The sequence below is a fragment of the Blautia liquoris genome (assembly GCF_015159595.1).
Lineage (GTDB): Bacteria > Bacillota > Clostridia > Lachnospirales > Lachnospiraceae > Novisyntrophococcus > Novisyntrophococcus liquoris.
In genome coordinates this window covers 1,252,690-1,276,307 of the sequence record NZ_CP063304.1, presented here as the reverse complement: position 1 = coordinate 1,276,307, position 23,618 = coordinate 1,252,690, and the positions used below count along the sequence as shown (strand labels likewise).

General features: G+C 43.6%; 24 protein-coding genes. 2 read left to right on the top strand and 22 right to left on the bottom strand.

Annotation, left to right across the window (positions count from 1 at the left end):
• Positions 1–57: 57 nt before the first annotated feature.
• The 18 genes from INP51_RS05740 to fumC form a co-directional block, all read right to left on the bottom strand.
• Positions 58–1,890 carry an ATP-dependent helicase gene (locus tag INP51_RS05740; protein ID WP_193736767.1) on the bottom strand — a complete coding sequence of 611 codons (1,833 nt, stop codon included), beginning with the start codon at positions 1,888–1,890 and terminating at the stop codon, positions 58–60.
• On the bottom strand, positions 1,887–3,338 hold the full coding sequence (gltX, locus tag INP51_RS05735) for a glutamate--tRNA ligase (protein ID WP_193736766.1): 1,452 nt from the start codon (positions 3,336–3,338) through the stop codon (positions 1,887–1,889). Before gltX ends, INP51_RS05740 begins: the two co-directional genes overlap by 4 nt.
• 235 nt (positions 3,339–3,573) lie before the next feature.
• Entirely contained in the window at positions 3,574–3,696 is a 123-nt protein-coding gene (locus INP51_RS16300; RefSeq protein ID WP_268885820.1) for a hypothetical protein, read from the bottom strand.
• An 8-nt stretch (positions 3,697–3,704) separates the two neighbouring features.
• Positions 3,705–4,844 (bottom strand): sodium ion-translocating decarboxylase subunit beta, encoded by a 1,140-nt coding sequence (locus tag INP51_RS05730; protein WP_193736765.1) that lies wholly within the window; start codon positions 4,842–4,844, stop codon positions 3,705–3,707.
• Positions 4,845–4,968: 124 nt separating this feature from the next.
• Entirely contained in the window at positions 4,969–5,988 is a 1,020-nt protein-coding gene (locus INP51_RS05725) for an XdhC family protein (protein WP_193736764.1), read from the bottom strand.
• A gap of 15 nt (positions 5,989–6,003) precedes the next feature.
• The gene (locus INP51_RS05720; protein ID WP_193736763.1) at positions 6,004–6,939 is read right to left on the bottom strand and encodes an NTP transferase domain-containing protein; all 936 of its coding nucleotides are present in this window, start codon (positions 6,937–6,939) and stop codon (positions 6,004–6,006) included.
• Between the two features lies 1 nt (position 6,940).
• Positions 6,941–8,002, bottom strand: coding sequence for a sulfate/molybdate ABC transporter ATP-binding protein (locus INP51_RS05715; protein ID WP_193736762.1), 1,062 nt, complete (start codon positions 8,000–8,002; stop codon positions 6,941–6,943).
• A gap of 75 nt (positions 8,003–8,077) precedes the next feature.
• Positions 8,078–8,752 (bottom strand): molybdate ABC transporter permease subunit, encoded by a 675-nt coding sequence (modB, locus tag INP51_RS05710; RefSeq protein ID WP_193736761.1) that lies wholly within the window; start codon positions 8,750–8,752, stop codon positions 8,078–8,080.
• 15 nt (positions 8,753–8,767) lie between these two features.
• Positions 8,768–9,649: a molybdate ABC transporter substrate-binding protein gene (gene modA, locus INP51_RS05705; protein ID WP_193736760.1), complete on the bottom strand. Its 882-nt coding sequence runs from the start codon at positions 9,647–9,649 to the stop codon at positions 8,768–8,770.
• Between the two features lie 35 nt (positions 9,650–9,684).
• A complete protein-coding gene (locus INP51_RS05700; protein ID WP_193736759.1) occupies positions 9,685–10,620 on the bottom strand; it encodes an MOSC domain-containing protein in 936 nt (311 codons plus the stop codon).
• A gap of 3 nt (positions 10,621–10,623) precedes the next feature.
• Positions 10,624–11,130: a cyclic pyranopterin monophosphate synthase MoaC gene (moaC, locus tag INP51_RS05695; protein WP_193736758.1), complete on the bottom strand. Its 507-nt coding sequence runs from the start codon at positions 11,128–11,130 to the stop codon at positions 10,624–10,626.
• Between the two features lies 1 nt (position 11,131).
• On the bottom strand, positions 11,132–12,166 hold the full coding sequence (locus tag INP51_RS05690) for a molybdopterin-binding protein (protein ID WP_193736757.1): 1,035 nt from the start codon (positions 12,164–12,166) through the stop codon (positions 11,132–11,134).
• A 160-nt stretch (positions 12,167–12,326) separates the two neighbouring features.
• Positions 12,327–12,515 carry a hypothetical protein gene (locus INP51_RS05685; protein WP_193736756.1) on the bottom strand — a complete coding sequence of 63 codons (189 nt, stop codon included), beginning with the start codon at positions 12,513–12,515 and terminating at the stop codon, positions 12,327–12,329.
• A 62-nt stretch (positions 12,516–12,577) separates the two neighbouring features.
• Positions 12,578–13,609: a DUF4349 domain-containing protein gene (locus tag INP51_RS05680; protein ID WP_193736755.1), complete on the bottom strand. Its 1,032-nt coding sequence runs from the start codon at positions 13,607–13,609 to the stop codon at positions 12,578–12,580.
• Between the two features lie 21 nt (positions 13,610–13,630).
• Positions 13,631–14,647 carry an alpha/beta hydrolase gene (locus INP51_RS05675; protein WP_193736754.1) on the bottom strand — a complete coding sequence of 339 codons (1,017 nt, stop codon included), beginning with the start codon at positions 14,645–14,647 and terminating at the stop codon, positions 13,631–13,633.
• A complete protein-coding gene (locus INP51_RS05670; RefSeq protein ID WP_193736753.1) occupies positions 14,644–14,916 on the bottom strand; it encodes a GNAT family N-acetyltransferase in 273 nt (90 codons plus the stop codon). Before INP51_RS05670 ends, INP51_RS05675 begins: the two co-directional genes overlap by 4 nt.
• A gap of 37 nt (positions 14,917–14,953) precedes the next feature.
• Positions 14,954–15,580: a DUF3786 domain-containing protein gene (locus tag INP51_RS05665; RefSeq protein WP_193736752.1), complete on the bottom strand. Its 627-nt coding sequence runs from the start codon at positions 15,578–15,580 to the stop codon at positions 14,954–14,956.
• Between the two features lie 268 nt (positions 15,581–15,848).
• Entirely contained in the window at positions 15,849–17,213 is a 1,365-nt protein-coding gene (gene fumC, locus INP51_RS05660; RefSeq protein WP_193737255.1) for a class II fumarate hydratase, read from the bottom strand.
• Between the two features lie 142 nt (positions 17,214–17,355).
• Here fumC and INP51_RS05655 point away from each other — a divergent pair, with 142 nt between their 5' ends.
• Together INP51_RS05655 and feoB are read left to right on the top strand one after the other, a co-directional pair.
• A complete protein-coding gene (locus INP51_RS05655; RefSeq protein WP_193736751.1) occupies positions 17,356–17,604 on the top strand; it encodes a FeoA family protein in 249 nt (82 codons plus the stop codon).
• Between the two features lie 2 nt (positions 17,605–17,606).
• The gene (gene feoB, locus INP51_RS05650; protein ID WP_230406886.1) at positions 17,607–19,520 is read left to right on the top strand and encodes a ferrous iron transporter B; all 1,914 of its coding nucleotides are present in this window, start codon (positions 17,607–17,609) and stop codon (positions 19,518–19,520) included.
• A 67-nt stretch (positions 19,521–19,587) separates the two neighbouring features.
• Here the strand turns inward: feoB and INP51_RS05645 are convergent, their stop codons facing one another.
• Genes INP51_RS05645 through INP51_RS05630 form a run of 4 tightly spaced genes read right to left on the bottom strand, consistent with a single transcriptional unit; the run spans position 19,588 to position 23,434 of the window.
• A complete protein-coding gene (locus INP51_RS05645) occupies positions 19,588–20,607 on the bottom strand; it encodes a Gfo/Idh/MocA family protein (protein ID WP_193736750.1) in 1,020 nt (339 codons plus the stop codon).
• A gap of 15 nt (positions 20,608–20,622) precedes the next feature.
• Positions 20,623–21,495: a sugar phosphate isomerase/epimerase family protein gene (locus tag INP51_RS05640; RefSeq protein WP_193736749.1), complete on the bottom strand. Its 873-nt coding sequence runs from the start codon at positions 21,493–21,495 to the stop codon at positions 20,623–20,625.
• 1 nt (position 21,496) lies between these two features.
• Complete coding sequence (locus INP51_RS05635; protein WP_193736748.1) at positions 21,497–22,651, bottom strand: Gfo/Idh/MocA family protein; 1,155 nt, start codon at positions 22,649–22,651, stop codon at positions 21,497–21,499.
• Between the two features lie 24 nt (positions 22,652–22,675).
• Complete coding sequence (locus INP51_RS05630; protein ID WP_193736747.1) at positions 22,676–23,434, bottom strand: sugar phosphate isomerase/epimerase family protein; 759 nt, start codon at positions 23,432–23,434, stop codon at positions 22,676–22,678.
• Positions 23,435–23,618 lie beyond the last annotated feature (184 nt).

Below are 23,618 nucleotides of genomic sequence, written 5' to 3'. Positions count from 1 at the left end.
TTTACGGTTTCATTGTACTATATTGTTAAATATTTTTCAATATAAAACCATACAATTTTAGGAAAGATTAGGTGCTATCTCAAGAAGAAATCTGGACATCTCTTCTTTCTTTTCACGACGTTTTTGAACAGCAAAAAGGTGGAGTTTATTCTTTGCTCTCGTCATTCCAACATAGAACATGCGGCGTTCTTCCTCCAAATCTTCCGGCAGTATTGCTTTCTTATAAGGAATCATCCCCTCATTGACATCTAAAATATAGACATTGTCATACTCAAGCCCTTTGATACTGTGGAGTGTGGAAATCGTAATCCCCTCAGGCTGATTTTTCTTGTCCTGATTTTGTCGTTTTAATTGTTCTGTATATAGATTGATATGTTGATACCAGTCTTTTACATGGTCGAATCCTCTCGTCGTATCCTGCAGTTCATCTAACACCTCATGCAATTCATCAACCCGTATCCTGCGGTATTGTGCATATTCTTTCAGATACTCCTCGTATCCAATACCATATCTGATATAGTTCATTGCACCAAAAGGCGTCATAGGCTTTAAAACCTTCAGGTCATGTTCCAGCTTTTCAATCCGTTCCCACATCCACTGCCGCTCTTCATATTCCTGATATAGAGATTCGAAAGATACTTCCGGATCAAAGAATACTTTTCTGGCAAGATAACGATTCGGTTTGTTAGCAATTCTCAGAAAATCACTTCTCTTCCTGCTTCCGCCGGCAATATTCAGATAAGCGATAATATCTTTCGCAATCCAGTGTTCATAAAGATTAGGCAAACCATCTCTTATATGAAAAGGCATATTATAAGCCATCAACTGCTCCACACTCTTTCTGCTGGCAGTATTTGTTCGAAAGAGAACAGCGATATCCTGATATTCTTTTCCTGATTTTAAGTATTCACGTATATCATCAATCATATACGCAACTTCCGACTGATCATCTTCAAAAATATGTATATCTATGGATTCGCCCTCTTCCCTGCATGTTTGAAGCCTTTTGGAAAACCTCTTATCATTTTCCCGGATCAGAATTTGGGATTTTTTCACGATCTCACCAGTACTTCGATAGTTCATATCCAGATTTACCTGACGAGCGTCCGGGTAATCTTTTGGAAAGTTAAGCATAATCTCGGGTTTTGCACCACGGAAACGGTAGATAGACTGGTCATCATCTCCCACGATGAATAAATTATTCAAAGGAGCGGCCAACATGCGGATAATATCATATTGGATTGGATTGATATCCTGAAATTCGTCGATTAAAATATATTGAAATTTATTCTGCCACAGTTTTAATATATCAGGCCGTTTATGAAAAAGCTCATAGGTCCACACCATGATATCATCAAAATCAAGTTTTCTGCTGTTGTTCATCCAAGACTTGTACTCTGTAAAAATCTTTCGGAACGCTTCTTCTGGAAGGCATTTGGAATAGTAATACGAGATATCCATTCTTCCATCTTTCACAATGCTGATTTCTCTGGATACATTCTCCAGAAGGTCATTTTCATCCTCAGTTTCCTGGCAAAAAGCATCTACAAGCTCCCGAAGCAGCTTCATCTTTTGATCTTCACTTAATATATTTTGACCTGAAAGTTTATATGTATGGCGAAGAATGCCATAGAAGACACCATGGAATGTGCCGAAAGTCACTTGCGATGTATGCAGATTCATAAGACGAAGATAGCGCTCCCTCATCTCTCTGGCTGCCGCCTTCGTAAAGGTGACAACCAGAATAGAAGAAGCAGAAATCCCCTGTTTGATCAGATTGCCGGTTCTGCCGGTGATCACGGTTGTTTTCCCGGAGCCCGGACCTGCCAGAACCATCATAGGTCCATCCATATGGGCAACTGCCTCTTTTTGTGCATCGTTGAATTTCATAAAAAACTTTCCAGCTTTTCAATAGCAGCTGTGATTCTGGCAGCAGATTCATCTTTTCCAAGAATCTCAAGGATCTCAGTAGCGCCTGCCGGCGTCATCTGTTTTCCGGAAAGGGCTGTCCGAATTGGCCACATCACATATCCCGTCTTGTAGCCTTGTTCCTTGGCATATGCCCTGAGTATATCAAATAATGCGTCATTGCTAAAATTCTCCTGGTCTTGTATAAGTGGCAAGACTTCTTTTAGCACGACAAGAGAGGTCTTCTGATTTGTCTTCATCTTCTTGTGCTCATACATGGACACATCATATTCCGGCACTTTTTCAAAAAAGTCCACCATCTCCGGTATCTCAGGGAGTACTTCAATCCTTGTCTTTACCATGGATGCAATCTTGCGGAAGTCATAATCTCTTTTTAGAACACTCTTCAAGTAAGGAAGAGCTTTCTTATAAAATACTTCATCATCCATCTTCCTGATATATTCGCCGTTCATCCACTTCAGTTTTGTCATATCAAACACTGCCGGTGATTTGTTGATTCTGTGGTAGTCAAAAATCTTGACAAGCTCGTCCAGAGAAAAAATCTCCCGCTCTCCCTCAGGACTCCATCCAAGGAGTGCCACGAAATTAACGACCGCCTCGCTTAAGAATCCCTGATCAATTAGATCTTCATAAGAGGAATGTCCACTTCTCTTCGAGAGTTTCTCATGCTGTTCATTCGTAATCAGCGGACAGTGAACATATTTCGGAACTTCCCATCCAAAGGCCTCATACAAGCGGTTATATTTTGGTGCTGATGATAAATATTCATTTCCCCGGACCACATGAGTAATTCCCATCAGATGATCATCCACTACGTTGGCAAAATTGTAAGTCGGAAAACCGTCAGATTTTATCAGAATCATATCATCCAACTCTGCATTGTCCACAGTGATATCACCATAGATTTCATCATGAAAAGTGGTCGTCCCCTCTGTTGGCATATTAATACGAATTACATAAGGCTTTCCGGCATCCAGGTTTTCCCTAGTCTCTTCTTTGGTCAGATGCATGCAGTGTTTATCATACATATGGATTTCTTTTCCATTGACATTGACAGATAAAGATTCCAGCCGCTCTTTATCGCAGAAACAGTAATATGCATCTCCCTGCTCAATCAGCTGTTTTGCATATTTCATGTAGATACCTTGAGCATTTCTCTCACTTTGCACATAAGGGCCGACACCCCCATCTTTATCAGGTCCTTCGTCATGCTCAAGTCCCGTCTCCCTCAAAGTCTCATATATGATATCCAAAGCCCCTTCCATAAAACGCTCCTGATCCGTGTCCTCGATACGAAGCATAAAACTGCCGCACGCATGTTTGGCAATCAAATACGCATACAATGCTGTTCTCAAGTTCCCCACATGCATTCTTCCTGTGGGACTGGGTGCAAATCTTGTTTTAACCATTCTTAATATCTCCTGTTTCTATCCTTAATTATAATGCTTGCAGATTGTCGGTATTCTTGTTCCTTCGATCTTTCAAACTTTCAATCCTGTTTCCTCATTATAAACCATACGAATTTCAATTTCAAGCAAGGGATATATGAAGATGAAAAGACACCGCAGATACTGGAAAATACCAGCAGTGCAGTGTCAATGTATGAATAAAATATGCGAACATTATAAGTGTAAAAAAGTCAGCTTATTCTTTGTTTCCGAATTTACCCATCAGCCATACAAATAACATGATGATCAGAATTGTGACGAATATACCCGCCATGCCCTTCACCATGATTTCAAGAGATATCAAAATATTGTTCATCATCTGCCCTCCTACTTCAGAAACTGTGTTACCAGGTTAATCACCATGCCGCCCGCTATAACCGATGCGATCTGGCCGGACACATTGGCACCTGCAGCATGCATCAAGATGATATTGGTTGGATCTTCTTCCATGGCCATCTTCTGGATGACGCGTGATGACATCGGAAATGCTGATATTCCTGCGCCGCCGACCATAGGGTTGATTTTCTTCTTGAGAAAAAGATTCATAAATTTTGCAAGCAGAACACCACCGATCGTATCCATGACAAAGGCAAACAGACCGATGAGCATGATAATAAGTGTGTCAACGGTCACAAACTGATCCGCTCTCATGCTGAAGGAAATTGTGATTCCCAGAAGCAATGTAATCAAGTTCGAAAGATTGTTTTGGGCTGTGTCAGACATTGTACCGAGGACGCCACATTCACGGATCAGATTGCCGAACATTAAAAATCCAACTAATGCCACTGACTGAGGCGCGACAAACCCAACAATAATTGTAACTGCAATCGGGAATACAATTCTCATCTTTTTAGAGACGGAGCTGGGATTGTAATCCATATGAATTCTCCGCTCTTTTTTCGTGGTGACAAGTTTGATCGCAAACGGCTGAACGATGGGAACCAGGGCCATGTAAGAATAGGCCGCCACCGCAATCGCTCCAATATACTTTGAATGCAGAATCTGAGATACCAGAATTGACGTAGGTCCATCCGCCGCTCCTATAATTCCAATCGAAGCAGCATCGTTTAAACTGAACCCAAACAAGGATGCCAGAAGTATTGCAGCAAAAATACCGAACTGAGCACCGGCTCCAAAAAGGAACATCAAGGGATTCGACAACAATGGTCCAAAATCGATCATCGCTCCGATACCGATAAACAACAAAATCGGCATAGCTTCCGATGCATCGATTCCGATCTTGAACAGCCACTGGATAATACCGCTGGTAGAAATGCCACCTTGTAGTGTCTGATCAAGCACTCCAGACAAGGGCAGATTCACCAGAATTGCTCCAAACCCCATAGGCAGAAGCAGAGATGGTTCGTAATCCTTCTTAATAGCAAGCCAGATCAGCACGATTCCCACCAGATACATGACAACCTGCTGCCAGGTAAGTGCACGTAAACCATCAAGCAAAAAACTCATAGTAACAACCTCCATAATCGTTTTAGGAGCTTTGCTCCCCTTTTTATACAGTATAATTCAAAATACGCCTGATGGCAATACAAAACAGCTCCAAATTAACTACAATTCATCTATGAATATCTCTTTATTTCAGAATTTCCAGAAAAATGTCTTCAATTCCTCCACAGACCATACCTTCATCTTCGGCATCCTGATTCGTCATATTCGCACGGACCAGTTTTGATTTTGATTCGTCCGAACGCAGCATGCGAAGTGCCTGCTGCATCATATCCGATTCCACACAGCCTCCGCCTATTGTTCCGACTGTTGTTCCATCTGGCATGATGAGCATCTTCGTTCCAACCTGGCGCGGCGCGGAACCCTTTCTCGTTATGATGGTTGCCAGAATCTTTTTTCCAGGCTGCTCGAGACCTTCGAGAATTTCATCTGTGAACCCCTCTGAGTTTCGCTTAGTATTCTTAACCTGTATAATCTCGCCGAGAATAGAAACGGCGATCTCCTCCGGTGTTTCACTGTTAATCGACAGACCGATCGGTGCATGAAGTTCCTCAAGCTTTTCCTCTGAAACGCCCTCATTGATCAGTACCTCCTTTAACAGGCGAACTCTAGAGCGGCTTCCCATCATGCCAACATATGCATAATTCTTCTTCAAAACAGATTCCAGGCAGATCTTATCGTAACGATGCCCTCTCGTGGCAATAACGAAGTAAGTGTCATATCCCCCTTCAACCTGCTCCAGAGCATGTTCAAAAGCATCACAGATTACAAAATCTGCTTTTGCGGCTCTGGCGTTATTCGCAAACATTGGCCGATCCTCAATCACAGTGACTGTGATCCCAAGAAGTTTTGCGAGGTTTACGATAGCAATCCCTACATGTCCGCCACCGCAGATCACAAGTCTCGGCCGCTCTCCGAGCAATTCAAAATACACCTTATTCTCTTTATACTCTTTCAAAGCAGTTTTTTTGATTGCACCCGCCTCTTCTATGATCTGATTTTTGACTTCACCGTCTATCCCAGTGTTTTCATAAACACATTCCCCGGCTGATACAATACAGCGATAGCCCTGGTTTTTTCCCTCTATAACTGTAATAATCACAGTCCTTATATTTTTATCTATATTTTTTATCACTTCTATAAACATATATCTTCTCCCTGACTAGCTCTTTTCTTCAAACAGTTGCTTTGCCATAAATTGCAGTTTTTCTTGAATCCTTCGATAGCGTTCCAAAAGATGTTTTCCTTTTTCCGTCAATTTGGATGCACCTCCATCTGCACCTCCGCTTCTTGTGTTAAGAAGTTCATATCCCAGCTGTCGCTCTGCTTCTTTTATAATATTCCAGCCTTTGCTGTAAGACATATGCATCTGTATACACGCCGTTCGCATAGACCCATTATGCTCGATCAGTTCCAGAAAGACACTCGTCTCATAATTCCAAAAGACAGACTCTTTTTTCAACGACAATTGTACCTCTGGATAAACTCGAAGCGGTTTTGCCGGATCAGGAATCTCATCGCGGTCTTCTTTGCTCTCTACAGGAAATATAATCCCGTCATCCTCCACAGGAAGTTCATAGATCTGACCGGAGATCTGAGGCTCTCGGAGTGCACCGCGAAGCCCTTCATTTCCCTTATACATATAAAGCATCGTGAAAAGTTTAGAGGACAGCATCACGGGGTGACCCCTTCTCCCGCCAAAGACCGGAACTACATTATCATGTCCGCAGGAGATCATCCTCTCGATTGTGTCCGACAAAAGCATCGGATATTTTGCAGGCAGAATCAAGACACGATCGCAAAGTCCCTCCGCATACTTCATTCCTATAAGTACACTGTCAAGCATCTTATCTTTCTGATAATTAGGATTATAAAGTCGAATAACGGGAAATTTTGAAATCTGCTTTTCCAGCAGTTCAAAATCTTCACCGGTAATCAAAATGATGGGTTTTACCATCGCGTGTTCCAATACGTTGAGAATCTGTCTTATCATGGTCGTTTCACCGAACGGCAGGAGTGCTGCCCTGGCGCCAGGCGAGTTCCCGTGTCCATCAGCAATGACAATCGCTCCGGTTCGAATGGGTGTTAGTTCATCCATATTACAGCTCTCCTTTCAAAAGTAGAATTGATGTGGGATCCACTCTCAGATATGGCGGCAGAAGATCTTCGCTGTCATTATTGTGCAGACTCTTATTCGTTTTCCACCACAGGTGATTCTGAAATGTCACATACCACTCAAAGGGCATTTCCGATATTTTCGATTTTCCCGGAGAAAAAAGATTTGCATCCTCTCTTTTCTCCCACTCATCCGCCTCGGACTTTGACAGAGGAATAAAATCATGAGCCCTGATTCCAACATAGGTCATATCGTCTGTAATTTTCTCACAGGTAAAAAGTTTCAGATTCCAGTCATATGCCCAGAGACAGAAATCAGAAATCTTCTTAAAGTGCGAGAGATTCTTGCAGCCTGTAAGCCTCGCAGCCTGCACGGTTTTCGGGCGTTCAAACAGTTCTTGTGTCTCCCCCTTTTCCAAAGCAGTTCCGTCCTTCAAAAGAAGAATGTTGTCGCAGAGCTGATAGGCTTCATCCCTGTCGTGTGTGACAAGAACCGTCACCCCCTGATAGTCCCGGATCACCTCCGCCATCTGAAGTCTTAAACCCTCTTTTAGATGAGCATCCATGGCTGAGAATGGCTCATCAAGCAGTAAAACCTCTGGTTCATATGCAAGGATACGAGCAAGTGCCACTCTTTGCTGCTGCCCTCCCGATAAACGTGCCGGAAAACTATTCTCTAACCCTTCAAGTTGAAAACGGCTAATCATCTCTTTGACTTTATCGTACCTCTTTGGACTTTTTTGGTCAAGGCCACAGCCAATATTTTGTTCCACTGTCATATTGGGAAACAATGCATAATTTTGAAACAAATACCCGACTTTTCGTCTCTGTGGTTTTAGATTAATCCTCTGTCTGGAGTTATAGAGTACCCGATCATGATTTTGGATACTTCCACTGTCCGGAGTTACGATTCCGGCAATCGCCTTAAGAGTCATACTTTTGCCGCAGCCGGAAGGGCCAAGAATTCCAAGGCAGCCTTTGTCCACACAAAAAGAGAGGGCGAGCGTAAACTGACGCAGTTTTTTTATTATATCAACTTCCAACATATTCGTCTACGTCCTTTCTATATAACGTAAGGATTGCCGCACACATCTGTGTCACCGGCAATCCTTATAATAAAATTACTGATTTTTTCGCTTCTCTTCGCGAATTCCCATCCAGTTGATCGCCAGAATGGAAGCAAAAGCCAGTGCGACTATAACTGCAACATATCCATAGGCCTTTTCCATATTTCCCGCCGCCACTTCCGAATAAATTGCCATGGGGAGTGTCCTTGTCTTTTTTGCTATATTTCCGGCAATCATCGCTGTAGCTCCGAATTCTCCAAGGCCTCTGGAAAAGGCCAGTACGCCGCCGGATATAATTCCCGGAAGTGCATTCGAACAGAGAACTTTTCGAAAAATTGTCCATTCACTCATGCCGAGAGTCCTGGCAGCTGCCACCAGATTCGAATCCACCTGTTCAAAAGCTCCTCTGGCAGAGCGATACATCAGTGGAAAAGAAACTACGATCGAAGCCAATACCGTTGCAATCCAGGAAAAAGCAATCTTTACACCGAACACACGCATAAAAAATTCCCCCAGCGGACCATTGACACCAAAAATGTATAACAGGAAAAATCCGACCACCGTGGGAGGGAGTACAAGCGGCAGGGTAAGTAAGCCATCACAAAAAGCTTTTGTTCCTTCTTTTTTCGTGCTTATCACGCCCCATGCCGCAAATATCCCCACAAAAAATGTAATGAAGATTGATACCGATGCAGTTTTCAGTGAAATCCATACAGGTGACCAGTCCATGTTCGTCCTTCTTTCTTACGAAAGTGCATTGGTAAATCCATAATCCTCAAATACCTTAATTGCTTCCGGAGTCTTCAAAAAATCTACAAACGCCTTCGCTTCTTCCGTGTGCTTGCTGTTCTTTACAACAGCTACGGGATAGATTGCCTTGCTGACGCTGTCTTTTGGAGCTTCTGCCACTACTTTTACCTTGTCTGGCATAGAGGCCGCATCTGTGGCATAGACAATTCCCGCATCAGCACTTCCAGCCGCAACCTGATTCAGAACCTCCGTCACATTCGTTCCAAGACTGATTTTGTCCTGTATCTTGTCCCAGATACCAAGGTTTGTCAGTGCTTCCTCGGAATACTGTCCGACAGGAACGGAAGCGGGATCCCCGATTGCAATGCTTGAGGCACGCTCGATATCTTCGAAACTCGTGATATCAGAGGCATCATTCTCCGGAATGATAAGTACAATCTTGTTCTCCAGCAAGTCCGTCATTGTGTCCGACTCTATCAGCCCTTTGTCATTTAAATCATTCATCTGTTTCGGTGCCGCTGACATAAAGATGTCTGCCTCCAGCCCTTCTTCAATTTGTGTTTGAAGTTTTCCAGACGCATCATACGTTCCTTCTACAAGAATCCCCGGATTCTGGTCTTGAAACATAGGAATCAGTTTGTCATCATATGCATTCTTAAGGCTTGCCGCAGCTGCGACTAAAATCTTTGTCTGCTCAATATCGTCTGATGATTTTGACGAAGACGATATTGAGGCCGCTGCATCTTCCCCGGAACTTAACGCTGATGTATTCGATTTTGAGTTAGTATCCATATTATCATTCCCTCCTTTACCACATCCAGTAAGTATTGACGCTGTCATCACTCCTATGAGTACTGCTGCTGCTTTTCTGTTCATCTTTTTTCTTTCCTCTCTCTTTTTTGTTGTTGTTTTTATCGGGCGCACTCCCCGTCACTTCCCCTCAGAATTTTAATCCCATGGGGAAGATCATCTAGTATAAAATCAAGACTTTCTCTGACGGCCTTCGGGCTTCCGGGAAGGTTCACGATAATCGTCTTTTTTCGAATCACAGATACACCCCGACCGAGCATCGCACGTTTCGTGATCTTCATAGATCCAAGACGGATCGCCTCGGCAAGACCCGGGGCAACTCGGTCGGCTACTGCAAGAGTTGCCTCAGGCGTCTGATCTCTCAGTGAAAAACCGGTTCCCCCACTGGTAAATATAACGTCAACTTGTCGACTGTCACTTAAACGTATCAATTCCTTTTCGAGCAATTTCGGTTCATCCGGCAGGACGAATTTCTCAACAACAAGATATCCTCTATCCTCCAGATCTTTCTCTGCTGCCGGCCCGCTCTCGTCTACACGTTCACCACGAGATCCTTTATCGCTGAGCACAATAACTGCCGCAGTGAACGGACGGTCTGCCCTCGGCGGTTCTATACTGATCTCATCTTGCGGTCGGACGATTCCACCTTTCAACACCCTTGCAAACACGCCTTCTCTTGGCATAATACAGTCACCGACAAGTTTATGGATGGCACAGTGACTGTGACACTCTTTCCCGATCTGTGTCATTTCCAATATAACTTCATTCCCAACTTGTAGGATTGTCCCAACCGGAAGAGCCGCAAAATCTATGCCGTTAACCAGGAGATTTTCTCCGAAATCCCCGTCTTTTACATTTGCTCCGCGCTCATTGAATTCCTTTACTTTGTCGTAAGACAAAAGGCTGACCTGACGATGCCATGTTCCGGCATGCGCATCGTCTTGAAGTCCGTAATTCTCTATAAACTTTCCCTCCGGTATCGGATGCTTTCCGGTCCCCTTTTTTTCACTGATACAGACCGCTCTTACCGTTTTCAAAATTTATTCCTCCGTTTCTCTACTTTGCAGATATTCTTTGCGCTTAAAATCGCCGCTTTTTCCGCCATACTTTTCTTCCAGATGTATTCCAGAAATCTCCATGGCTTTATCTACTGCTTTACACATATCATAAATCGTCAAAAGACTTACAGATGCACCGGTCAGAGCCTCCATCTCGACTCCTGTCTTTCCAGTGCAGGCTGCCGTACAGACTGCCTGAATTCTGCAATTGTCATCATCCATCACAAAATCCACGGAAAGCTTTGTCAGATTCAGAATATGACACAATGGAATAAGGTCTGAAGTTCGCTTTGCACCCATGATTCCGGCTACACGAGCAGTTCCAAGGACATCTCCTTTCCCCATAGATCCCTCTTTCACCTTCTGAAAACACTCTCGGCTCATCGTAATCCATCCGCTGGCAGTGGCCTCTCTTCTATTCTCACACTTTTTTGAAACGTCAACCATAATAGCATTGCCGCTCTCGTCAAAATGACTAAATTCAGGCATATTACACCCCTTTCCCAAATCCACAGTTTGGAAACGTACAAACCATACAGGAAAGACAGAGCCCTCCTTCGCCGAGGGAAGCAAGTTCATCTGCGGTTACTTCATCGTCCGCCATCGCCCTCGGAAGAATCAGATCGAAAATTGTACGTTTCGAATACATCACGCATCCGGGGAGCCCCATAATCGGAACCTTGCGACCGTCCTTCTCATAATATGCCAGTAAAAACATCGCTCCGGGAAGAACCGGTGCACCGTAAGAGACAATTCGCGCCCCTGTATTTTTAATCGCGAGAGGAGTTTTGTCATCCGGATCTACACTCATTCCTCCGGTGCACAGTACCATATCGGCCCCATCATCAATCATTTTTAAAATACTCTCTGTAATCTTTGTATGGTCGTCATTCAAGACATCATGTGCACATACTTCTCCCCCATACTCCTTCAATTTTTCCTCGATTACAGGTGTAAATGTATCTTCAATTCTTCCATAGAAAACTTCATTTCCTGTTGTGACAACCCCTGCTTTTTTACCCGGAAATGGCTTTAGCTGAAGAATCGGCTTCTCTCCGATAAGTTTTTCCACCTGCCGCATCTTCTCCTCCTCAATCACGAGCGGGATGATCCTCGTGCCGGCAAGCTTATCACCCTTTTGAACCGGAAAATCACCATGAACCGTAGCGATCATCATCTGTCCGAAACCATTTACCACCTTCAGTGCCGCACGATTGATCTTTAATAGTCCGTCACAGTCTGCCCTGATCTCGATCTTTCCCTCTGATACACCGCTTCTGGTCATATGATCACTGATGCACATCTTACAGAGAATCTCAGCGGCTTCATTCTCGTGAAGGATCCCCTCCTCCTTCTCCCAGATATAGATATTATCTTTCCCGACACTTAAAAGCACCGGAATATCTTCTTCCTGAATGATATGTCCCTTTTTAAACACAGGACCCTTTTTCTCACCCTTTATAATCTGCGTGATATCGTGACACAGAACTTGGCCTACAGCATCTTCTGTTCGAATGAGCTTCATGATATTTGCCTCCAAATAACGTTATATTTTCTTTTGAATAACGTGTTTATTTTACCACACTCATATACATAAGTAAATACATAAAAGGGCAGATTTCCCCATATATTTGGTGAAATCTGCCCTTCTCTCAAATGTTTGTCAGGTCCAATATTATGCTTTTTCATCCAGATATGAAATCGCCTAAGCTTTCAACATAGGAACGCATTTCATCTCTGTTCTTAATCTCCCTGGCACGATTGATGAATTCCTGCTTACTGGCCTCATCCAATTTCGAAAATAAATTCAGAATATCTGAATGCTGCGCCAATTCCATCGTAAAGCCAATCGGAAGTTCTTCATTATTTATCATCTCTTAAACCTCAATTTCAAAAAGTCTTGTATTCAATTATAGGATGTGCAGATTCAACTGCATTATTCATGGTTTTGGGATGACTCCTTTTTTTCTGTTTCCGTTTCCCTCTTGGTTTTTGTTTCATCAGATGGCCGAGTGTCGTCCGTATTCCTAAAACTGTCACGTCGTTTGACCTTTTTCATGATCCATACAAAGATCACAGCTGCAGCCGCAAGCAAAAGCCAGTATGGGGCCGCTCCTAAAAACCAGACTGTAAATAAAGTAAAACCACTCTTAATATGATACAGATTATCCGAGAAGCGTTCTTTGAGTCGGCCTGCGAATGATGATGATGTTTTTACAGCATGCTCCACCTCGCTGACTCTCAATATAACTGTGGCGTATTCAATAGAGTTATCATACGTCCGAAGCTGTGATTCATAATTCTCCAACTCATAGCGCACCTGCGTAAGCTGTGTTTGGATCGCCATAATGTCCTCCAGCTTATCTGCTTTGGAGAGTAGTTCCATCAGACTTTCCTGCTCGGTCTTCAGTGCCTTGATATGGCTTTCTGTATCCACATAATGCAATGTGACATCTTCCACCTGCTCAGAAAAGTTCACAACAATCGCTTCTTTATTGATTTTATCCTTAAACTCATTCAGATGCTCAGCAGGAACCCGAATTGTATAACTCGCATAGCGATTTCCAGTCTCCTCATATGCCTGTCCTGATTCATCCGAAAGTTCTACATACCCGGCATAACTATCGATCAGCTCTGACAGCAGTTTTCGAAACTTGTCGTATTCCTTCGTCTGTACCTCGTATGTCTGCCTCTTGACAAGTTTTCTCTGCGGATCCGATGCCTCAAGAGAATCCACACTTTGGGTCTTGCTGTTCTGTGAGTCGCCTTCGTGGGCCGCTGAAGATTTTTCGGTGGTTTTCATATCTCCTGTCTCGGTCTGGCTTTGCTGATCCTGAAATGCATAGTTTTTGCTATATGGGGCAGCTGCACCATCTGTACTGTCTGAATTCTTTCCGCATCCGGCAAGTAAAGTCAAAAGCAGTGCAATTAGAACAAATTTAGTTTTCCTAGCTTTCCCTTCTCTCATACTTTTCCTCCATATGTTGGGTCAAAGAGCTTTTTGACTCCCGTTTTCAATATACTTTTCCAGAAAGGAGAATACCGTTCCATAATACCTGGCGGGATTCTTATCCTGTGACTGAGCATGTCCTGCTCCCTTTACTATCAATAACTTTTTATCCCCATTAGCGGCCTCATATAATTCATGTGCCATTTTCACGGGGATAAAAGCATCTTGATCCCCATGTATAAAAAGTATCGGCAATTTCGTCTTTTTCACGGCCTGAATCGCCGACGCATCTTTGATGTTGTATCCGCCACGCATCCGAAGCATCAGGTTCGCCCCATCAATAATCGGAAATCCAGGAAGGTGAAACCACTCCTTAATCTGCTTTTGAAAAATGCTGTATACATCTGTATAAGCACAGTCAGAGACCACTGCTTTTACGTTAGATGGAAGATTCTCCCCGGCGAGCATAAGTGCCCCCGCAGCACCCATAGACTGCCCATGAATCACGATCTCAGCCTCTGGATCCTGCTTTAATATATTCTGTATCCAGAGCAGATTGTCCTTTCGGTCTGTCCAGCCCATACCTATAAAATTGCCTCCGCTTTCACCACTGCACCGCATATCCGGCGCCAGTACCTGATAACCCTGCAGGGCATATTGATGACCAATTGGATAAAGCTCCTCTTTCCATCCTGTGTAGCCATGAAGCAAAAGTACCCACTTGTGGCTTCTTTTCTCATTGAAAAAGACCTTTCCAATCAGCTGATATCCATCGTTTGTAGTCAACGACCACTCTTTTGACAGGGATTGTTTTACCCATGCATCTGTCTCATCAGACGCCTTTATGCGGTTCTCCTGTATATCATCCGTATGTACCAATGCTTCCATGCTCTCCTCTGTGATATCCTCGAATGCATCCGTCTGTTCCATCTTCTCAGGCACAAGTGCAACATCAACAAGAATATTACAGACAACAAAAAAGAGAGCAGCAAAGACCACCTGGACCGCAATGATTCTTTTCAACCATTTTTTCTTCTTCTGTCTTTTTGTATTCAATAGATTATATCCTGATATTCTTTCTTAATCTTGAATTGTTTTTCAGCGTAAGAACACATAGGAATCAATTTGATATCTTCTTTTCGTGCATATTCTGCCAGTGTATCAAGCAAAATTCCCGCAATGCCCTGTCCTCGAAAATCACTCGACACATATGTCCGATCAATCACCCAGACATGATCCTCAAACAGGTGCCAGGTAATCTCCCCGGCCTCTCTTTTTTGTTCATCGACCAGATAAAAACGGTTTTCTCCTTTTTTTATCTCCATATAAGATGCCTCTCTTTATTTAAGTGGAAAAGCTCTGTCAAAAGTTTCCTATAACTTGAAGCCCTGCTTCTTCAGCCAGACGCGCAACACCATCGGATGCCAAAGAAACTGTGGACTCCACATGAATAAAATCTGTGACACTATAGTCGAAAAGAATATTGGCCTGTGCCTCGAATTCATCGTCCCCATCCCAGAACAAAAATTGAATTGGAATACAGTCAAAGGAAGAAATTTGATATCCTGCGTCCCCCTGACGTAACTTGGTACCACCCAGTTTTTCCGCAGCTTCTTCAAGGTTAGCCAACTGTCCATTAAAGGTTCTGGCAAACGGTTTTAAAACATGTGTTTCGAATGCTGGTCCAAACGGGGAAGCATTCTTTACTTGACGAAAAGGCACCCAGTGACCACTGAGCTTTGCTCCTTCTTTCGAATACCAGAACAGATTATAAAACAGTAGTTTCAGTTTCGCATCCGGCACACTTTTGCTCTCTCCTGAAATCTCTCCATTAAAACGATTGATTCTATAATTTCTTCCAAAATAAGAAAATAAAACCTGCTCCTTCTCAAGTCTCACACCCAAAAGCTTACGGGCAAAAGTGCTCTGGTCTAACTGCATGAATTTTTCTCTCCAAATTTCACTTAACTTTTCGTAATTAGAAAGCATAAAAATCCCCCTTCGTAATCTGATTTCATCATACCAGATTTTGAGAGGGGGAACAATGGTTTTTTATATCCAATTCCTGTTCAGTATGGATTGTCTATCTACATTTTTTTACATGGCCTGACATATTTCACACTTTTTCAACATCATACATAGTATATAGTGATATCAGAAAGGCCGGTCTGGTATTACATTATCCAAGAGAACATTGTGCGAATTGAAGTTTCAGACTTAAATCACTCCATGTGAGGGCGGGATATCCCGCCCTCTTTTATACCATCTCCTCCGGATGAAATACCTCATCAAATTTTTTTTCAGAAAGGAATCCAAGTTCTACGCAGGCTTGTTTTAAAGTAATATTCTCTTTATATGCCTTCTTTGCTGTCTTTGCAGCGTTGTCATATCCGATATAAGGATTTAACACCGTGACAAGCATCAATGACTGTTCCAGATTACTCTTCATTTTACCTGGATTTGCCTTGATCCCTGATGCACAGTGATCATCGAAGGAGCGTATTCCGTCTGTCAGCAGTCTGAGCGATTGCAGGAAATTATAAGCGATGACAGGCATGAATACATTCAGTTCAAAGTTTCCCTGTGAAGCAGCAAATCCAATCACGGCATCATTTCCCATAACCTGCACGGCAATCATCGTAAGCGCCTCACACTGCGTTGGATTCACTTTTCCTGGCATGATGGAGCTTCCCGGTTCATTCTCAGGAATATAAATCTCGCCCAAGCCGTTTCTGGGACCACTTGAAAGCCATCTCACATCGTTTGCAATCTTCATGAGATCTGCGGCCAATGCTTTTAAAGCACCGTGCGCGAATACAATGTCATCCTTTGCGGACAGTGCGTGAAATTTATTATCGGCTGTCACAAAATCTTTTCCCGTCAAATCACTGATGGCTTTGGCCACTTTCCGGTCAAATCCCTTTGGGGTATTTAGCCCTGTTCCAACAGCTGTTCCGCCAAGAGCAAGTTCTTTTAGCCCTGGAAGGGATATCAAAAGCATCTTCTTCGTCTTCTCAAGCATATTCCGCCAGCCGCTGATTTCCTGAGAAAATCTAATTGGAACGGCATCCTGCAGATGTGTCCGCCCTCCTTTCACAATTCCTTCATTTTCTTTTTCAAGTCTTACAAAAGTTTTGATAAGCTGATTCATCACCGGAAACAGCTGATTTTCAATTCCAAGTACGGCCGCAATATGAAGAGCTGTCGGAAATGTATCGTTGGAGCTCTGTGACATGTTGATATGATCGTTTGGATGCAAAAGCTTCTCCCCTGCAAGCTCATTTCCGCGGTTTGCCACAACCTCATTCGCATTCATATTCGACTGGGTGCCACTTCCGGTCTGCCATACAACTAGTGGGAAATGCTCCATCAGTTTTCCGTCAATTACTTCCTGTGCTGCTTCACAGATTATCTGTTCTCTTTGCTCATCCAGTTTTCCAAGCTGAAAGTTGGTAATTGCGGCAGCTTTTTTCAGCACTCCGAACGCACTTATGATTTCTTTCGGCATCCGCTCTCCGCCAATTTTAAAATTTTGATAACTCCGCTGTGTCTGGGCTGCCCAGTAACGGTCTGCCGGGACTTTCATCTCTCCCATAGAGTCTTTTTCGATACGATATTCCATTTCAGATAAATCCATCCTTCTTTTTTTATCTTCTATAATACCACGGATCTGCAGATAAAGGTAGCACTCCTGAAGAAGGCTGCATAACTTAATCGTAGAGTAATTTTTTTTCGGAAAACATCTTATCTCAAGGAGTGGATATATGAATCATATTGGCATGTTATCAGATTTAGGAGAGGGACAAAAGGCAATCGTATCAGCGGTCGACTACCCCGAGGAAAGTATGCGCCGAAGATTGCAGGATCTCGGTCTGATTAAAGGGACTGAAGTAATTTGTATTAGAAAAAGTCCACTTGGCGATCCTGTCGCATATCAAATACGAGGTGCAATTATTGCTCTTCGCGTTGAAGATTCCTCTTGTATCCGAATCATGTATAGTGAGGAGATGTAAAAGTGGGTTTAAATAAAGATTCCATGGCAATGAATGCCGTAGACACAGGACTCGTGATCCGAAAAAGGCATGAAACAGATAAAATCATTGCGTTAGGTGGCAGTCCCAATGTCGGCAAAAGCACAGTATTTAACGAACTTTGTGGCAGTCACCAGCATACTGGAAACTGGGCAGGAAAGACGGTGACAAGTGCACAGGGTTATTTTGAATATCATCAAAATGGCTATGTCTGCGTGGATCTTCCGGGATGTTATTCATTGATGGCACACTCTGCCGAAGAGGAAGTAGCCCGTGATTTCATCTGCAGTGACAAGGCTGATGCCGTGATAATCGTATGTGACGCCACCTGTCTGGAGCGCTGCATGAGTCTGGTACTTCAGACGTTGGAAATCACCTCAAAAGTTGTCGTCTGTGTCAATCTCATGGACGAAGCGGCTAAGAAGAAAATAGAGATTAATCTTGGACTTCTGTCCAAACGCTTAGGTGTTCCAGTCATCGGTACCGCTGCAAGAAGCCGTGATGGTCTGGACCGCCTAATGGAAGCTGTCCATAAAATAATCCTAAGTCCTGAAAACCCAACAATCCGAATTCCCTATTCCGAGTTTGATGACATCGCCTCGGCAGTTGTGTCCACATCTGAAGATATCTGCGATGGTGCTGTTACATATGAAGACAAAAACTACTGGAAGAAGGAATCGAAGATTGATCAGATTTTGACTGGAAAGTGGACCGCTTTTCCAATCATGTTTCTGGCATTAATGGGGATATTCTGGCTGACAATTACAGGTGCAAACTATCCGTCACAATGGCTTAGTACATTTCTCTTCTGGATTGAAGACCAACTTACAGATTTCTTTCATTGGATGAAAGTCCCTGGTATTCTCACAGGCATGCTCATCCACGGAGTCTATCGGGTACTCGCCTGGGTGGTATCCGTCATGCTGCCGCCGATGGCAATTTTCTTTCCACTGTTCACCCTGTTGGAAGACGTTGGAGTACTGCCCCGGATTGCATTTAATATGGATAAATGTTTCAAAAAATGTTCTGCCTGCGGAAAACAGGCGCTTACAATGTGTATGGGGTTTGGATGCAATGCCGCCGGAGTTGTGGGCTGCCGCATCATAGATTCACCAAGGGAAAGGCTGATTGCAATTTTGACAAACAACTTTGTACCCTGTAATGGAAGATTTCCCACATTAATTACAATTATCTCCATGTTTTTCATCGGAACAGCCGCTGGAGCAGGCAAAACCATACTATCCGCCGGCATTATGACACTTTTTATCGTTCTGTCGATTGCAATAACCTTTCTCACTTCAAAGCTATTGTCAAAGACAGTATTAAAGGGAATCCCTTCTTCTTTTACTCTAGAGCTCCCTCCCTACCGAAAACCCCAGATCGGCAGAGTGGTTGTACGTTCCATCTTTGACAGAACTTTATTTGTCCTAGGCCGCGCCGTCAGTGTCGCAGCCCCCGCCGGACTTATCATATGGCTTATGGCCAACATCGTCATCGGTGATAAGACCGTACTCCTTCACTGCTCTGATTTTCTGGATCCATTTGGAAGACTTCTTGGGATGGATGGCGTTATACTGCTGGCCTTTATTCTCGGGTTCCCGGCAAATGAAATCGTGATCCCGATCATGATCATGACCTACATGGCCGAAGGGAGCATATTAGATATTGGAAATCTTACCGTGTTGAGACAGCTTTTTATAGATAACGGCTGGACCTGGATTACTGCTATCAGTGTCATGTTGTTCTCAATGATGCACTGGCCCTGCTCAACGACCTGTCTTACAATCAAAAAAGAAACGCAGAGTGTCAAATGGACCCTGCTGTCCGTGCTCATACCGACAGCCACTGGCATGCTCATCTGTTCTCTGTTTGCTGCAGTGGCAAAGGCTATTGTGTAAACCTATGGGGCAAAAGCATTTTGCCCCATGATACTTCCATAGCCCATAACTATGCGGTATCCATACTTTAAAGCTGTGCCTTCGCAGGTTGGCATGTTTCGCAGACATACCCCGTCTGCTCATAGATATCATACAGCACGTCCATTGTGTTCTCGACATCACAGACTCCGATCGGAACTTTCCCGTCTGTCTTAAGTGCGTGATAAAAATCAGCAATGCAGGCATCATGACTGCTGCCCCAGTAACTTTTACCCGCTGCGGTTTTCTCTTTAGCCGGCTGATATTTCACATCCTTTTTCCCCTCTTCCAAAACTTCCACTTCATTATCATGAAGTCTTATCGTCATATGTTCAAAGATCAGTTCCAGGTAAACCGGGGAATTGGTGCAGTAAGCGGTTGTCGCATAAAACAGGCAGGAGGCGTTTTCTTTATATTGCAGATAGGCTTCCACAGTATCCTCGACATCAATCACCTGATCCAGATGAAAATTCTGCATTTGGGCCGTTACGCACTCAGGTTTTCCGAGAAAATAGATGAGCAAGTCCAGCGTATGAATCGATTGATTGATTAGTGCCCCTCCGCCCTCTTTCTTTAATTCTCCTCTCCAGTCACTTCCGTTATAATAATTCTTGTCACGACACCAGGTCACAAATGCTCTTCCGCCCAGAAATCCTCCTGTCTCATGCTGATCGATCCTTTCTTTGACAAATCGGCTTGTAGCATTGTATCTGTTTTGAAAGCAGACCCCAATCGGAATATCACGGCTGAATTCTTTCAAAGCTTTAAACTGTTCTCTGCTTACCGCCGGTGGTTTTTCAGTAAACACGGCGATTCCTCTTTTTGCCGCTTCGCCTGCCATCGGAACATGCAGATAATGTGGTGTACAGATGTGTAACACGTCCGGTTTTTCAGCATCAAGCATTTCTGTCAAAGATTGATATGGATGTCCCCCATACATTTTTGCGGCGTCCGTGGCTCTATCCATCTTGACATCACAGACACCCACAAGGCTGGCATGCTTCATACTGCCTACAGCATTTAGATGCATGTTGGAAATTGTGCCGCACCCCACAACACAAACCTTCATATAAAATAACCTCCTTTAAGCCCAGTCCAGATCCCAGAGTATCGCCTTCAATGCATGTACCGCGATATCAAAGGCAAACGGCCGATCCGCAAGCAAACGTTCCTTATCTGTGCTGTGTGCATCCTCATCCTCCAGTTTTTTGATTCCTGAGAAATGGGTCAGATGGGGTTCCAGGGACAGGAATCCCTCAAAGTTTTTTGCTTTCAGTTGTCTTAGAATCTCCTGAACATTTCCATCACCCATACCGGCGGGAACTACCAGCTTGGAATCCCACTGTGCGTCTTTGATGTGAATATAAGAAACATAATCTTTCAATATCTCATATGCTTCCAGCGTATCCTGCCCGCACTCCACAAAATTAGCAAAGTCAAAGATTGCTTTCAAGTGATCCCCGTAGAAACGCTCCATAATCTTTTTGCAGCCCCTGGCGTCATCTCCGAATATTTTCTTCTCGTTTTCATGCAGAAGTATCACATCCTGATCCGCAGCATAATCTACAAGTCTCGAGAGACGCTCCATCACCTCATCCTCATAACTATATTTGTCTTCGCCTTCCGGCATATAAAAGCTGAACATGCGGATGTAAGGAGTATCAAAAAGTTTCGCGTATTCTACCATCTTCTGGTACTGGTTAAAATGTTTCTCAAAAGGCTCTTTGATATCAATCTTCCCAATTGGTGAACCAATCGTGGAAACCTTGATACCCGCAGTGTCCAATTTCTGTTTTGCCTTCTCTATTTCATGCTTACTACAGTCGGCAATATTTTTACCGTCAATGGCACGAATTTCGATATGTGTCAGTCCGTTTTTTTTGGCACCCGTTATCTGCTCATCAAAGCTGTCCGCCAATTCGTCTGTAAATCCAGTAAGTATCACATGTCTCTTCATTCTAATAACTGCCCTCCGTATTGAACGTGATTTCTTTTGCTTTCTTCTTGACAGAAGTTTTTCGCCGCTTGTCAAGTTCACTTAAAAACAGATCTTCGTCGATCGGAAGCTTCACGGTCTGATCCATCCAGGCCGACAGATGCATCGCATTAGAAAGCATCAGCCCATGGATTCCTTCCTGCCCTTTTGCCACCAGAGGAGTCCCATGCAGGATATGCCCGGCAAATGCTTTCATGACACCGATATGCTGTGGGTTGTCTCCGGTAATCTCAATCTCCCGTTTGGAAACCTTTGGCTTTTCGAATCCATCGGCCGCCGTCTGGCAGAACTTACGGACATTTTCCGCTGTCTCATAAAATGTCAGTTTATCATCTTCACAGACAAGTTTTCCGCCCTCCATCGTCACCTCGAAGCGGTTCGTCCCCGGTGCATCACCGGTTGAGGTGATGAATACACCGGATGCCCCATTGGGATACTCCAGATACGTTGTAACATCATCTTCCACCTCGATATCATGCCATTTTCCATTCTTCATAAAGCTTCGAACCGATGAGGGCATCCCGCAAATCCACTGAATCAGGTCAAGCTGATGCGGGCACTGATTTAAGAGAACACCTCCGCCCTCGCCATCCCAGGTCCCTCTCCATTCACCCGAATCGTAGTAAATCTGTGTGCGGAACCAGTCCGTAATGATCCAGTTGACACGCATGATTTCGCCGTATCTTTTGCTGCTCACCATCTCGTGCATCCTCTGATAAAGAGGGTTCGTCCGCTGATTGAACATGACGGCAAATGTCACGTCACTATGATCCGCCGCTTCATTCATCTCTCTAACCTGCTTTGTGTAGACACCACTTGGTTTTTCACTAAGTACATGAAGTTTTTCACCAAATGCCTGCATAGCCAGAGTTGGATGCTGGTAATGTGGCGTGGCAATCACAACTGCATCACATATATGGCTTTTTATCAGTTCTTCTCCGGTGGTAAAAATATTCACATCTGACGGCAGATTTTGAACTGCCCATCCTCTTCTTGACTCTTTCAGATCGGCAATTGCAGTAAGTCTCATCTCGGGAATTTTACCATCGGCAATATTCTTTGCATGGGTACTTCCCATATTTCCAATTCCGATAATCCCCATTCTTAACTTATTCATTCCTGTTACCTTCCCTCGTTTGGCTTATTTGTATCCCAATTTTGCAACATTGTCATAACTCTTTTTCAGGCATATAAACGGGCTCTCCCTGCAAGTATCCTGCTCCACTAGGATATGTTTTGTAACGCCATTATTGTCAAGTGCACCCAGAATACTCTTGAAATTCATATTTCCCTCCAATACAGGTGCCATAATTGCCTGACCGTTATACATCTCCATATCTTTCAGATGCACACAGGGAAGGCGGTCTTTTAAGATCTCAATCCACTCCAGACAGTCCCCTCCTGCGGCCTGCAGCCAGTAGGTATCAAGTGTGATTCCTAGTTCATCCGACTTAAAATCGTCCAAGATGCGTTCGATGATTCTCTTTCCGTCAATCTTACCGAACTCAAAATTGTGATTGTGATACATAAGAAGTTTTCCGGATGCAGCAATTTTCTTAGCTGCCTCGATATAATCTTTCCGGAAGTGATCATACCACGCTTCACTTTTGTATTTTCCCGGCATAGATCCGATTCCGATATAATCACACCCCATAATCTTATGTTCTTTGATCACTGCATCCGTATCATTCATGATTCGTTCCGGATTCGTATGTGTCAGCACGATCTTAAGGGAATTCTCATCACATAATTCTTTTACTTTTTCCGGCGCAATCGGACCAATCGCGGATATCTGAACTTCTGTATAGCCGATGTCAGCGATCTTTTTTAGTGAATCCGCAAGATCCGCCTCTGTCTGTGTAAAATCTCGAAGTGTATAAAGCTGTGCCCCTAGTTTCATAAAACCCTCCTGTTCTGTCATAAAAGCGACTAGAAAAATCAATCCTTTTTTATACTATGATACACGGATTGCTCCGTGCCTTTGACTCTTGTATCATACCACATTGAGATCGTCAATTCTTTATTGATTTTGTTTGATTCTTTGCGTTTCTTGTGCTATGATTTGATAAGTTAAAATAAGCATC